The organism is Paenibacillus litoralis (assembly GCF_046244365.1).
Taxonomy (GTDB): Bacteria; Bacillota; Bacilli; order Paenibacillales; family NBRC-103111; genus Paenibacillus_V.
Genome location: NZ_CP176395.1, coordinates 8052064 through 8066334, shown reverse-complemented (window position 1 = coordinate 8066334; position 14271 = coordinate 8052064). Strand labels below are relative to the sequence as shown.

Annotated in this window: 10 protein-coding genes and 3 riboswitches; of the genes, 9 read left to right on the top strand and 1 reads right to left on the bottom strand. The window is 55.4% G+C overall.

What is annotated here, in order from left to right:
* From ACKGJP_RS33840 to ACKGJP_RS33800, 9 genes are all read left to right on the top strand, one after another.
* Nucleotides 1-1545: an MDR family MFS transporter gene (locus ACKGJP_RS33840; protein ID WP_409343121.1), complete on the top strand. Its 1545-nt coding sequence runs from the start codon at nt 1-3 to the stop codon at nt 1543-1545.
* 126 nt (nt 1546-1671) lie between these two features.
* Nucleotides 1672-2235 carry an FAD-dependent oxidoreductase gene (locus tag ACKGJP_RS33835; protein ID WP_409343120.1) on the top strand — a complete coding sequence of 188 codons (564 nt, stop codon included), beginning with the start codon at nt 1672-1674 and terminating at the stop codon, nt 2233-2235.
* A 554-nt stretch (nt 2236-2789) separates the two neighbouring features.
* Nucleotides 2790-2936, top strand: a riboswitch (cyclic di-AMP (ydaO/yuaA leader).
* Between the two features lie 291 nt (nt 2937-3227).
* Nucleotides 3228-4400, top strand: coding sequence for a KamA family radical SAM protein (locus tag ACKGJP_RS33830; protein WP_409343119.1), 1173 nt, complete (start codon nt 3228-3230; stop codon nt 4398-4400).
* Nucleotides 4401-5311: 911 nt separating this feature from the next.
* Nucleotides 5312-5502, top strand: a riboswitch (cyclic di-AMP (ydaO/yuaA leader).
* Between the two features lie 109 nt (nt 5503-5611).
* Nucleotides 5612-5783, top strand: a riboswitch (cyclic di-AMP (ydaO/yuaA leader).
* A gap of 216 nt (nt 5784-5999) precedes the next feature.
* Entirely contained in the window at nt 6000-6398 is a 399-nt protein-coding gene (locus ACKGJP_RS33825; protein WP_409343118.1) for a hypothetical protein, read from the top strand.
* A 148-nt stretch (nt 6399-6546) separates the two neighbouring features.
* Nucleotides 6547-6624, top strand: coding sequence for a K(+)-transporting ATPase subunit F (gene kdpF / locus ACKGJP_RS33820; protein ID WP_409347334.1), 78 nt, complete (start codon nt 6547-6549; stop codon nt 6622-6624).
* Between the two features lie 114 nt (nt 6625-6738).
* Entirely contained in the window at nt 6739-8418 is a 1680-nt protein-coding gene (gene kdpA / locus ACKGJP_RS33815; RefSeq protein WP_409343117.1) for a potassium-transporting ATPase subunit KdpA, read from the top strand.
* Between the two features lie 74 nt (nt 8419-8492).
* On the top strand, nt 8493-10523 hold the full coding sequence (kdpB, locus tag ACKGJP_RS33810) for a potassium-transporting ATPase subunit KdpB (protein WP_409343116.1): 2031 nt from the start codon (nt 8493-8495) through the stop codon (nt 10521-10523).
* Between the two features lie 42 nt (nt 10524-10565).
* Nucleotides 10566-11183 (top strand): potassium-transporting ATPase subunit KdpC, encoded by a 618-nt coding sequence (gene kdpC / locus ACKGJP_RS33805; RefSeq protein WP_409343115.1) that lies wholly within the window; start codon nt 10566-10568, stop codon nt 11181-11183.
* Nucleotides 11184-11249: 66 nt separating this feature from the next.
* Nucleotides 11250-13583, top strand: coding sequence for a universal stress protein (locus tag ACKGJP_RS33800; protein ID WP_409343114.1), 2334 nt, complete (start codon nt 11250-11252; stop codon nt 13581-13583).
* A 3-nt stretch (nt 13584-13586) separates the two neighbouring features.
* On the opposite strand, the gene ACKGJP_RS33795 is transcribed toward ACKGJP_RS33800, so the two are convergent.
* Entirely contained in the window at nt 13587-14258 is a 672-nt protein-coding gene (locus tag ACKGJP_RS33795) for a hypothetical protein (RefSeq protein ID WP_409343113.1), read from the bottom strand.
* Nucleotides 14259-14271: the final 13 nt, after the last annotated feature.

Sequence of the window (14271 nt, the reverse complement as noted above, 5' to 3'; positions counted from 1 at the left end):
ATGTCACATATACAAAATAACGGCGCAGCCCCGGGTAGCGGCTCGAATCGCCGGAACGTCACGATCGCGCTGATGGTCGCTACGTTCCTCACGGCGATCGAAGGCACGATCGTCAGCACGGCGATGCCGACGATCGTCAGCGAGCTGCACGGCTTGGAGCGGATGAATTGGGTATTCGCCGTCTATCTGCTCACCTCGGCCGTAACGACGCCGATTTTCGGCAAGCTGGCCGATTTGTTCGGGCGGAAGGTCATTTTCACGGTCGGGACGGTGCTGTTTCTCCTCGGATCGACCCTTTGCGGCTTTGCTCAAAATATGGATCAGCTGATCTGGTTTCGGGCGCTGCAAGGAATCGGGGCAGGGGCCATTATGCCCGTAACCTTTACGATTATCGGGGATCTGTATCCGGTGGAGCAGCGCGCCAGGGTTCAGGGAATTATCGGGATGATTTGGGGCGTTGCCGGTGTCGTCGGGCCGCTCGTCGGCGGATTTTTCGTCGAGGTGCTGTCCTGGCACTGGATTTTCTTTATCAACATTCCGTTCGGGCTTCTCTCGATGGTGCTGGTAGCGGCGTCTTTGAAGGAATCGTTCGAACGCAGCCGCAAAAAAATCGACTATGCCGGCGCAGCGACCTTTACGATCGGCATGGTCGCGCTGCTTTACGCCCTGCAGAAAGGCAGCGAAACGCATAGCTGGGCATCGGGCTCGATGCTGCTGCTTTATGCGGCGGCAGCCGTTTTTCTTGCGCTATTCTTGTTCATTGAGACAAAAGCGGCCGAGCCGATGCTTCCGCTTAAGCTGTTCCGGATTCGCGACATTACCGTCGCGAGCATCGTCAGCTTTTTGTCGAGCATGGTGATGATCGGCATTATGGTATACATTCCGATGTGGATTCAAGGTGTGCTCGGCTATGGGGCCACGTATGCGGGCTTTGCGATAACGCCGATGACGATCACCTGGACGGTCGGCGCTTTCCTGAGCGGCAAGCTGCTTGTCAAGAAAGGCACTCGCTACAGCGCCATCCTTGGGCTCGCCATTCTGATAGCCGGGTCGTTGTGGCTCTCGCTGCTCGATATATCGGCTTCGCAGTTTGTTTTCTACGTCATTACAGGTGTGTACGGCATCAGCTTCGGCATCGTCGTGACCGTATTCACCGTTACCGCGCAATCCGCGGTAGACTGGACGATGCGCGGCGTTTCGACCGCTTCGATCACGCTGTTCCGTACGCTCGGGCAGACGTTCGGCGTAGCGGTTTACGGAACCTACTTCAATGAACGGCTGGCGTCCGAACTGGCGGAAAGGCAAGTCGAATCCGGCGGCATGAGGCTGGAAGACATCAACCGGCTCATTAATCCGGAGACGGCGGCACAGCTGCCGGAAGGCGCCAAGCAAGCGCTGAGGGAAGTGCTCGTTTCCGGCATGCACGGCGTATTCCTGCTGCTTGCCGCAATCTCGGTCGTCGCATTCGCCGGGGCGTTCCTGCTGCCCAAACGGCAGGCTGGCGCAATGGCCGCTAACGTGCCGGCCAAAGCCAGCGGCGAATAGGCGAATAAACCTAGCCCCGCCGCTCCGCCGCTCTTGCGGCAGCGGAGCTTATGCATAAAAGGTTTTGGCTCAGGGGAAGCTTGAATTGCTGCAAGGCCATTATATTTTGAGGGAGTGTATCCGAACATGTACGACATCGCCATTATCGGAGCCGGACCGGCAGGGTCCAGCGCAGCTATTTTCACGGCTAAGGCAGGTAAGAAGACTCTCGTTATCGACAACGACAAAAGCGTCACTAAGCGCGCATGGGTTGAAAACCATTACGGCGTGAAGGAAATTTCCGGACCGGATCTCGTTGCCATCGGCAGAGAGCAAGCGACCAAGTTTGGGGCGGAGTACGTAGAGGACAAGGCTACCGGCATCGCCAAGGGCGATAACGGCTTCACCGTTTCCACCGAGAACGGCTCCTACGAAGCGAAGCATGTTATTATCGCAACGGGCATGCTGGTCGATTTGGCGGAAGCTTCCGGCGTTGAAGTGATTCCGGGGACGGAGCCGCGCGTCGCGAAAATTTTGAAGGCCGACGCAACAGGCCAAACGAACGTAAGCGGCATTTGGGCTGCCGGTACGTGTGCAGGCGTCAGCATGCATACGATCGTCACGGCCGGCGACGGCGCGAAGGTGGCCATCAACGTCATCAGCGAGCTGAACGGCGCGCGTTATGTCGATCACGACGTGTTGAAGGCGTAAGGGATAGCTGCAGGCTGCCGGAAGATTCCGGCAGCTTTTTTTAAATCGCGAAGCATGCCCCTGCCTTGCTGCAGCTGGGCGGGCAGGAAGCCGAATCAGGCAGCCTATGAAACGCGAGCGATGTTGCACAAAATGCAGCATTTTTTCTTAATTTCCTGCTAAGAGCAGGCTCATGTTGCACAAAATGCAGCATTTTTCCGTTGGACTGGTCAAATCCGGCCTTCCATATAGAAAAATGTTGTAAAAATTGCAGCATCGATTAGCCGGACATCGTTTTGGAGGCCGAAATGCTGCAAAACATACAACATGATGCGCGTGCTGTTTAGCGTTTATGGCCGCGTGTCGTTTGAAGATGAAATCGAAATAACCGAGTTTGTGCGAAAGAACCGGGTTAAGCTGCTTGCCGCCGGAGGTTTTTATTTGCGATTTAGCCGGAAATAAGCCGAAATTAACCAAATCCATCCCGTTGCTTGAAAGTTTTCAATGTTCTCTCCGGTTTTCTTCCTACTGCGAACGAAGGATGCGAATTTGACTTTTTTTTCACATTGGGCTACACTTTAATTGCGCTTAATTTCCGATTGTAGAAATCGGAAAGCGGGGGAACCACTTTTCTGGGGCGAATCGATTTGCAGGTTGAATCGTAGGGAACCATCTTTCCCGAGTCCGTCAGCTAACCTCGTCAGCAGGGGATGGGTCAAATCCGATCTTTATTAGTTGCTGCACGTTTTGACCCGTGAATAGGGTCTTTTTGCGTTTTTCTGGACCTCCCGGCTTGCTCAAGCGCGTTCATGTTTCGTTCGCGTTTGCAGCAGGACCGGGATTTTTTTGTTTACGGAAATCGTTTCGCATTTCGCCATTCATCGGGAGGGATAGGGCGCTTAGCCCCCATCGGACTCGGACGGAAGCTCCTGCAGCTTCAGGCTTGCAACATGCCGCCGCCAGTCCCGGGGATCACATATAAACATGCAACACAACCTAAGGAGGAATATGCCATGCCACAACCAAAGTACATTACCGATATCGAGAAAATCACATCGATACCCGAGAAGGAACGGGCCCGGCTCAAGCAAATTACCGAAAAGTTTGTGTTTCGCGTCAACGATTACTACTTGAATCTGATCGACTGGAACGACCCGAACGATCCGATCCGCAAGCTTGTCATCCCGAACGAAGGCGAGCTCGAGGAATACGGGCGCTGGGACGCCTCGGACGAGGACACCAATTATGTCGTGCCGGGCTGCCAGCACAAATACCGTTCGACCGCCCTGCTGATCGTTTCGGAGGTATGCGGCTCCTACTGCCGGTACTGCTTCCGCAAGCGGCTGTTCCGCAACGACGTCAAAGAGGCGATGTCCGACGTCGAACCGGGTCTCGCTTATATCGCCGAAAATCCGGAAATCAACAACGTGCTGCTCACAGGCGGCGACAGCCTGATTCTTGCAACGCCGAAGCTGCGCATGATTTTGGAGCGCCTTCGCGAAATTCCTCATGTGAAAATCATCCGTTTGGGCTCCAAAATTCCGGTCTTTAACCCGATGCGCATTTACGAGGACGAAGAGCTTCTCGAAACGATCCGGATGTACTCTACGCCCGAGAAGCGGATTTATGTGATGGCGCATATCAACCATCCCCGCGAGATCACGCCCGAAGCGCAGAAAGGATTCCAAGCGCTCCATGAAGCGGGCGCGATCGTCGTTAATCAAACGCCGGTGCTCAAAGGAATCAACGACGATCCCGAGGTGCTTGGCGAGCTTCTTAACCGGCTGTCCTGGGCGGGCGTCACGCCATACTATTTTTTCATCAATCGTCCGGTGGCGGGCAATCGGGACTTCGTCCTTCCTTTGCACGAAGTGTACCGAATCGTAGAAGGAGCCAAGGCGAGAACGTCGGGACTCGGTAAGCGGGTACGACTGTCCATGAGCCACACATCCGGGAAAATCGAAATTTTAGCGATCGAAAACGGAAAAGCTTACTTGAAATATCACCAGTCGCGCGACGGCCATTACGGCAAATTTATGACGCTGGATTGCCCGGACGATGCGTCCTGGTTCGATGACCTGCCGGGCAACGAGCGGCACTGGATCAAGCCTGTCAAAAAAACGAACCGCGTCGTTTCGGTCAACGAACTGCCCGATATGCCGCAAAAGCGTGTAACCACGCGATAGTGATTTGCAAAGAAACTGCCTAGCGCATGCGCTAGGCGGTTTTTTCGTGGTGGCAAAACGCTCATTTTAGAAGACGTGGAGGACTCTTATTTTGCGCTTTTGACTGGTTTTTTCGGAATAAGACGTAGTGTACTGCAGTTCCGCTTGGCTATGAAATCGAAAGTGAATGCGGCAAATCACGCATCTACGTTCTGTCTGGACAAGGACAGCGGTGTTCATGGCAATGAATACCGGCTGGAAGACCGGTAGGGAACCAAGGCGTAACAGAAAGCAGGAAAGGTGAGAAGAGGGGACGGGTATGGGGTGGAAGAGCGACAGCGGCCGCCTTTGAAATCGTGTTATTACCGTAAAACCAATTCAATGAAACACGATTTCAAGAGCGGCTGGAATCCCATACCCGTCCCCTCTCCCACGCGCAGACGTAAGGCTTCGCACAAAAAGGACCGACAGGGTGAACTTTCCTGAAGGTTTTTCTTAAATCTCAGAGTATATCCTCCGCTAATTGTTCGATTTCTCGGTAACGTCTGGCTTTAAAGACGCCGCAATGCGTTTATTCTTGTATCCCTATCTGCGCGAAGCAGCATGAAATGATACCAGCAGCGAATATGGCTTGTAAAGTATTCCAATCGCGAGAAAACGACGTGTGAGACGGCTATTCGCCATTGTATCGCTTTCATCGGGCCGAAAGTTCGTTTTTCATGCGCTGGGAGCTCTTTTGCTTCATCTTTCGCGATAATAACGATAATCGTAGGAAATAAGAGATATTCAGTGATAATGGGAGATTTTATGGTTTGAGGGGGATAGGGCAATCCCGCGCGGGGCCGGCGCGCCGAATTTCGGCATCGGCGTTGCTTTACAGGTCGTAGAGCAGGGAGTAAGATACGATTCATGATTTACTTATACAGTTTCCAAATTCTGATTCGCTGAATTTCCGCAAGGAAAACGGGGGAACCAATCGCGGCACGCGAACCGGTGTGAGAGCCGGGCATGCGCCGCACGGGGTGAATCGTTCCGCAGGGCGCCATGGAGCGCTGCGGGACGTAGGGCGACTCTCACCGCCCGAATCCGTCAGCTAACCTCGCAAGCGTTGTTTGGCACACGAAGCGGAGAAAGTCCGCAGACGTGCTTTTGGAGAGAGGATGATGAAGCTTTGTGATCGCCTAAACGGCCACAGGGATTCCATCCCTGTGGTTTTGTATTGTCTTATACCGTAAGGAAAGACGCTGAGTCCCCGGAATACCGGGGAGCGGGGGAACCGACGCGCCTTAATGGCGCATGGGGTGAATCCTCTATAAGTTATGCGAATGCCATAACGATAGAGGTAGGGCGACTCTCACGCCCGAATCCGGCAGCTAACCTCGTAAGCGTATTGAGAGAGGCAACCTGAATCGTGACGGGTGCGGTTATTTCGCCGTGCTTGCTAGAAGCCACGAGAAGAGTCCTCTTCAACCGGGCTTCTTTTTGCTGTGCGGAATTGTGAAAGACGTTTTCAGGAGTTCGGCAGAAGCGGGTTTGCCAGCCCGGAATGCGCTTTGACTGACAGCACCGTTATTGGGAGTACAGGTTGCCCTCTCTTGCATGAACGAGAGGAGAACGGGAATGGAACGGGAAATCGAATATTGTCTCGTCGCTGCGCCCAACAAAGCCGGCGAAAGCTTGATCAGGCTGCTGGAAGTGAAGGGAATCCCCTATGCGGCGCTGGTAAATAACGAGACGGAAGAAGCCAGAATGCGGCGAATCGGCGTTAAGCGAATCTGCACGGTCGATACGAATGCGATTGATACGTGGCAAGTGCCGGATTGGCCGATCGGCAAAGTTTTTTTGTTTGAACAAAGCTTGCCCTTGTGCTGCCGGTATATTCAGGTTTGCCGGAGCTGGACGTCGAAGCCGATTTACGTGATCACGCAAAGCCCGAATCCGCGGGCCATCTATAAAGGGCTGGGCGCTGACTATGTCATCTACAGCCGGCAAGAGGAAATGTCGTTCTTGATGCGGTAGCGATGCCGCCAAACGGTTGGAAGGAAGAAGGAGGGGCAAGCATGCTCGATCTGGTCATGATTTTGACGTTGGCAGGTACGTTCCTGTTGTTCTACGGGTTTCTCGCCTGGTGCGGCCGGGTAGTCGATGAAACGGGAGGCGATGGCCGGTGATACTCGTGTACGTGTTTACGGTATTCCTGTTTGTATATCTTATCTATGCGTTAATTAACCCGGAGAAATTTTAACGCCGTCAAGCATCGCTTCACTTTTTGGGGAACAACCGGGGCTCCTCGGAAGTAATCGGAATAAGCTTCGAAGCTTCGCTTCACTTTTTGGGGAATGAAAGAGGAGGAATCGCAATGGGAGTACTGCAAATAGCGGCGGTGATCGTCATTCTGCTGCTGCTGGTTAAGCCGATGGGCACCTATTTGTTTCACGTATTTTCAAATGAACCGAATCGCACGGACAAGGTTTTCGGGCCGTTCGAGAATGTCATATTCAAGATCGTCGGACTAAAAAACCGCGGCGGCATGTCGTGGAAAACGTACGCGGTCAGCTTTATTTTGACGAATATCGTCTTAGTCGCGATCAGCTATATCATTCTTCGGCTGCAAAACGGATTGCCGCTTAATCCGAACGGGATCGGCAATATGGAGCCGTCTCTCATCTTCAACACGGTCATCAGCTTTATGACGAATACGAATCTGCAGCACTATAGCGGCGAATCAGGTGTATCGTATTTCTCGCAAATGGCCGTTATGACGATGATGATGTTCACCTCGGCGGCTACGGGCTTTTCCGTTGCGATTGCCTTTGTCCGCGGGATAACGAGCAGAGGGAAGACGGTCGGCAACTTTTTTGAAGACTTCATTAAAGCCCATACACGCGTATTCTTCCCGCTGGCGATCGTCGTTACGCTAGTTCTCGTCGCACTAAAGGTGCCGCAAACGCTGCAGCCGAATTTGACCGTTACGACGCTGGAGGGCGAGACGCAGACGATCGCGATCGGACCTGTCGCTTCGCTGGAATCGATCAAGCATTTGGGGACGAACGGCGGCGGCTTTTTTGGGGCTAACTCAGCGCATCCGTTCGAAAATCCGAGCCCGTTAACCAACGTGATCGAAATGCTCTCGATGTGGATGCTGCCTGCCGCTCTTCCTTACACGTACGGGCTGTTTGCCCGCAACAAGAAGCAGGGCTGGGTCGTGTTTTCCGCGATGATGTTCTTGTTCCTCTCGTTCCTATCGCTTGTGTACTATGCGGAAAGCCAAGGGAATCCGGTGTTGAACGCACTCGGTATCGATGCGTCTCAGGGCAGCATGGAGGGGAAGGAAGTCCGCTTCGGCATCGCCCAATCCGCCCTGTTCACGGCTGTAACGACGGCGGCGACGACCGGCACGGTCAATAACATGCACGACACGCTGACCCCGCTCGGAGGGCTTGTGCCGATGGCCGAAATGATGCTCAACTGCGTTTTCGGCGGCAAAGGCGTCGGGCTTGTGAATATGCTGATGTACGCCATACTCGGCGTGTTTTTGGCGGGGCTGATGGTCGGCCGGACACCGGAATTTCTCGGGCGCAAAATCGAGGCGCGCGAAATGAAGCTGATCGCCATCGCCATTCTGGCGCATCCTTTCATTATTTTGGCTCCGACGGCGCTGGCTTTCATGACCGACCTCGGCAAAGGCGCGATTACGAATTCAGGCTTTCACGGCATCTCTCAGGTGCTCTACGAATATACGTCTTCAGCCGCCAATAACGGTTCGGGCTTCGAAGGGCTGGCGGACAATACGAAGTTCTGGAACATTTCGACGGGGCTTGTGATGCTGTTCGGCCGATACGTCTCGATGATCGCCCTGCTGGCAGTCGCCGGCTCGATGGTCAAGAAGCAATGGGTGCCGGAAACGGTCGGGACGTTTCGCACGGATAACAAGCTGTTCACGGGCATTCTGATCGGGACTGTCCTCATTATCGGGGCGCTGACGTTCCTGCCTGTGCTGGTGCTGGGGCCTATCGCCGAACATCTGACGCTCCGTTAACCGAAGCCGTCCGGGTGAGCGTGCTCCGCGTCTAATTTTGAATAGCCCGCCAATCTATAATGAGGTGAACTGTAATGAATACGAAACGCAAAAGGCTGCTGACGCCGGGAATCGTCAAGCGGGCCGTTATCGATAGCTTTACGAAGCTGAATCCTGCCGCGATGATGAAAAATCCGGTCATGTTCGTCGTGGAAGTCGGGACGCTGATCGTGCTGATCATGACGCTGTTCCCGTCAGCCTTCGATGCCGAAGGCAATGTCGGCTTCAATCTGTCCGTCTTTTTGATTCTGCTGTTTACCCTGTTGTTCGCGAACTTCGCCGAAGCGCTGGCTGAGGGACGGGGCAAGGCCCAGGCCGACTCGCTGAAGCAGTCGAAAAAGGAGATTTCCGCCAATAAGGCGGTCGGAGACGGCGTTAAGGTCGTTGCCTCCACCGAGCTGCGCAAAGGCGATATCGTCATCGTCTCCCAAGGAGAGATGATCCCGGGAGACGGCGAAGTCATCGAGGGGCTCGCTTCGGTCGACGAATCGGCGATAACCGGTGAATCAGCGCCGGTGATCAAGGAAGCGGGCGGCGATTTCAGCTCGGTTACCGGAGGAACGCGCGTCGTCAGCGACCGGATCAAGGTCCGGATTACGAGCGATCCGGGCGAATCGTTCATCGACCGGATGATCGCCCTCGTCGAAGGCGCCAAACGGCAGAAGACGCCGAACGAAATCGCGCTGAACACGCTGCTGATCAGTCTGACGATCATCTTCCTGATCGTGGTGGTGACGCTCGGACCGATCGCTTCTTATGTGCAAGTCGATCTGGAAGTGCCTGTGCTTATCGCGCTGCTGGTGTGCTTGATTCCTACCACGATCGGCGGTTTGCTGTCGGCGATCGGGATTGCCGGGATGGACCGGGTGACGCAATTCAACGTGCTGGCGATGTCCGGGAAAGCGGTCGAAGCTGCAGGCGATATCAACACGATGATCCTGGATAAGACGGGGACGATCACGTATGGAAACCGGATGGCCAGCGAGTTCAAAGCCGTGGGCGGCGAGGAACTGAGCGTGCTGGCGGCTTGGGCGGCGATCGGCTCGGTCAAGGACGAAACGCCGGAGGGCCGGTCGGTGCTGGAGCTGATGAAAAAGCAAAGCTTGAGCTACGACGACGGGCTCGCTGCAGGAGCCGAGTTCATCGAATTCAAGGCGGAAACGCGAATGAGCGGCGTCGATCTGAAGGACGGGCGCAGGGTCCGCAAGGGCGCGGTCGACGCGGTGCGCAAATGGGTGCTCGCCCAAGGCGGCACGGTTCCGGCCGATCTGGAGGCGAAGGGAAACGCGATTGCCTCGCTTGGCGGAACGCCTCTGGCGGTGGCGGTCGACGATCGTATTTTCGGCCTCATCTATTTGAAGGATACGGTTAAGCCCGGTATGCGGGAACGGTTCGAGGAGCTTCGCCGAATGGGAATCCGAACGATCATGTGTACCGGCGACAATCCGCTGACGGCTGCAACGATCGCGAAGGAAGCGGGCGTCGACGACTTTATCGCCGAGAGCAAGCCGGAGGACAAAATCGCGGTCATCCGCCGCGAGCAAGCCGAAGGCAAGCTGGTCGCGATGACCGGCGACGGCACGAACGACGCGCCGGCGCTGGCGCAAGCCGACGTGGGTCTGGCGATGAACAGCGGGACGGTAGCGGCGAAGGAAGCGGCGAACATGGTCGATCTCGATTCCGACCCGTCCAAAATCATCGAGGTGGTCGCGATCGGCAAGCAGCTGCTCATGACGCGCGGCGCTTTGACGACATTCAGCATCGCGAACGATATCGCCAAATATTTTGCCATTATTCCCGCGATGTTTATGCTGGCGATTCCGGAGATGGATGTGCTGAACGTGATGGGACTCGGCTCCCCGATGTCGGCGATCTTGTCGGCGCTCGTGTTCAACGCGGTTATCATCCCGCTGCTCATTCCGCTGGCGATGAAAGGCGTCGCCTATAAGCCGATGAGCTCCACCAAGCTGCTCGGCCGAAATCTGTTCATTTATGGTCTTGGCGGCGTTGTGGCGCCTTTTATCGGCATCAAGCTGATCGATCTGGTCGTTCATTTGTGGGTATAAAACATATAGACAAAGAAGCTTTTCGAGAGGGATGAAAAAGGAATGAAAAACATGGAAGCAGCGGAACGGGCGCCGGTTCAGTCGGTAGGCGCGTATCTGTTTACCCTTATTCGCATCGGCGTGTTGTTTGTTTTGCTGGCGGGGATCGTATATCCGCTTGTGACGACAGGGATCGCCCAAGCGCTCATGCCGAATCAAGCTGGCGGGAGTCTTGTTAAGAACGGAAGCGGAGAGACGGTGGGTTCCGAGCTGATCGGACAAACGTTTAGCGACCCTAAGTATTTTCAAGGACGCGTATCCAGCATCGCTTACAAGGCGGATGCTTCGGGCTCGAACAACTATGCGCCGTCCAATCCGGATTTGTTGAAGCGGACGCAGGAGTCGATCGAGGCATGGAAGGCCGCCAATCCGGACGTACCGGCCGACAGCCTGCCGATTGCGCTCGTGACCAACTCGGGCTCCGGACTCGATCCGCATATTACGCCGGAATCGGCTGCCGTTCAGATTTCGCGCATTAGCAAGCTGACCGGCATTCCTGCCGCACAGCTGGAGAAATTGGTGAGCGATCATACGGAGGGACGCGATCTCGGCATTTTCGGAGAGAAGCGGGTGAACGTTCTGAACATCAATATCGCCCTGCAAGGTTTACTGAAAAAATAGGAGCGAGTATGCCGCCTTGTCTGTCTCTATGCAGGCAGGGCCTGCGTGCGTTAGGAGGGGGAGCGGATGGAAACGTTCAGAAGGAGGACGCCGGAGGAAATTTTGCTGTCGATCTCCAAGCTGCATCAGGGCCGGCTCAAAGTGTATATCGGCGCCGTCAGCGGCTCGGGCAAGACGTACCATATGCTGCGCGAAGGCTGCCAATTGAAGTCGCAGGGGATCGACGTCGTCATATGCGCCGTATCGACGATGCGCAGGCCGGAGACGGTGGAGCAGCTAGGGGATCTGGAGCGCATTCCGAGCGTTCACTGGCTGAAGGACGGCTCCGAGAAAAAGGATTTGAACCTGGAGGCGCTGGTGGAGCGGAATCCGGAAGTGGTGCTGGTAGACGGGCTTGCGCACCGCAACCGCACTGGCGCGCGATTTCAGACGCGGCTCGAAGATATCCGCTTCCTCCTTAGCAAAGGTATCAGCGTCATTGCGACGGTCAACGTCTATGAGCTGGAGGGCGCCACGGAAATGGCCCAGAAGCTGACCGGCATTTCCGTCGAAGAGACGGTTCCGGCCGATACGCTGGAGCTGGCGGACGAGGTGAGGCTGATCGACGCCACGCCGGAAACCATCCTGAAGAGGCTGGCGGAGGGGCATCTGCGCAGCGCGGCCGGCGCTTCCGTCCTGAAGCGCGGCAACATCGGGAAGCTGCGCGAGCTTGCGCTGCGGCTCGTCGCGGAGGACGTCAACGATTCGCTGGAAAAGCACCGGGAGGAGGAAGGCTTGATCGGTCCCTCCGGTGCGGCGGAGCGCATTCTCGTTTCGGCGCAATACCATTGGAACGGCTCCATCTATATACGCAGGGGCCAGCAGATCGCCAAGCGGTTGAGCGGGGAGCTGCTCGTCGTGACGTTTGTCCGGCCGGGCAAGCGGCTCTCCAAAGAAGCGGAAACGTTCAAGCGGGCCGTCAAAAAGCTGGCCCTGAAGGTCGAAGCCGCGTTCGAGGAGCTGCCCTTGCCCGGAAGGCGGCGGCTTCCCGGTATTTTAGTCGATTACGCGGTGAGGCATAACGTGACGAGGATCGTGCTCGGGCATTCCAAGCAAAGCCGGTGGCAGGAGTTATGGCAAGGCTCGATCGGAAGCGGAATTCTCCGCAAAACCAAGAACGTCGACGTCTATTTCGTCGCCGACCGGGCGGAACGGGAGGGCGAACGCATTTTACCGGCAAAGTCGGCAGCAGGCGCCCCGAACGACGCTTACCGGCGATTGAGCGATCAGGAGGTAAACGACCGCATCGCCGGCATTCGCAGAGGACGGTTTAAGGTTTATATCGGAGCGGCGCCGGGCGTCGGCAAAACATACGCCATGCTGCGCGAAGGCAACGATCTGCTCAAGAAAGGGATCGACGTCGTCATAGGTCTGCTTGAGACGCATGGACGCAAGGAAACGAAGGAGCAGGAGGGCTTGCTTGAGACTATCCCCCGAGCCGTCATCGACTATCGCGGAACGAAGCTGGAGGAGATGGACGTTCCGCGGATACTCCGCCGCAACCCCGAGGTTGTGCTGGTCGACGAGCTGGCGCACACGAACGTGCCCGGCAGCGCCAACCAAAAAAGGTATGAGGATATCGAAAAACTGTTGAATGCGGGAATTTCGGTCATCTCCACAATGAATGTGCAGCATCTCGAAAGCCTGAACGATGCAGTGGAACAGATTACCGGCGTGCGCGTGCGCGAAACCGTGCCGGATCATATGCTGCGGCTCGCCGACGAGGTGGAGTTGATCGACGTAGCGCCCAAATCGCTGCAGCAGCGCATGCGCGAGGGTAAAATTTATGCGGCCGATAAAGTGGAGCAGGCGCTCGGCCATTTTTTCCGAACGGGCAATTTGATCGCGCTGCGCGAGCTTGCGCTCAGGGAAATCGCCGATGACGTCGACGAGCGGTTGGAATCGTGGGAACGCAGCGGTTCTTTGAGAGGTCCCTGGCGCAGGAGGGAGTCGATCTTCGTCGGCGTTACAACGAGCTCGAATGCGGAGCGTCTTATCCGGAGAGGGTTTCGCATCGCCCACCGGCTGAAGGCGGATTGGACGGTAACCTATGTACACGATAATACGGCGGTTCCGGAGGAGCTGCAGAAGAGAATCGAAGCGCTAAAAGAGCTGACCTCGCGGTTGGGCGGCGGATTCGAGCTGTCGGCCGCGCGGAGCCGTAAGCAGATCCCGCATATTTTGCTGGACCAAGCCAATTCGCATCAAGCGACCCAAATCATCGTCGGTCAGTCGAATCGATCCATTTGGGAAAAAGTGCGGGGGAAATCGGTCGCGGGTACGCTCCTGCACCATGGCAGGCATATGGACGTACTCGTCGTCGCCGATTTCGACCCCCTCATGCTCAAAGTTGAATCATAGCGTTTACGGATTCGGACTGACGAAATTTTTGACATGGCTGATATGGAAATGCTGTCGTTGCTGATCCGTGGTAACAAACTCCAAGGTATGATCTTCTATCTTTTCCAATGTTCCCAGCCGGTTTGATTTCAATCCGAAATCGAGCATGACGACCTTGCCTTCGAAGGTTTGGAGCTGAGCTTCGAACGAGTCGGCATACGATTGCGGCTGTGCGGACGCGGCGTTGGTTTCGGAGATTTTCTTGTCAACGGCAAGCATGCCGCCCTCATAAGGACTCAACCATTTAATATGGAATATAGGAATCAGCAGCGTCTGATGAACCGGGGAATAGAAAACGATATAATCGTTTTTGATATGCAGGATATGGCCGTAGACCGATTGCCTCTCCGCCAGGCACAGCTCCGTAAGCTTTCCTTGCGCTTCCTGAACGATCTTAGCAAAGCTCAGCGTTTCCCCGTTGCGGGCTTTTTTCTGCGGAGGTGCCGCATAGTCCGTATTTTTCTTAGGGCTGACTTCCAGATTCTGAATGTGCGTGAGCGGAATATACAAATATTTGGTGTCCTCGTAAATAACGAGCACATCCGGCCCGCAATCGATCAGCATGCCGGCGCGTCTGCGGTCACCGGACAGTTCGATGATGATATCTTTCCCTAAATAAGATTTAAAGGTATGCATAGGAATCCTCCTG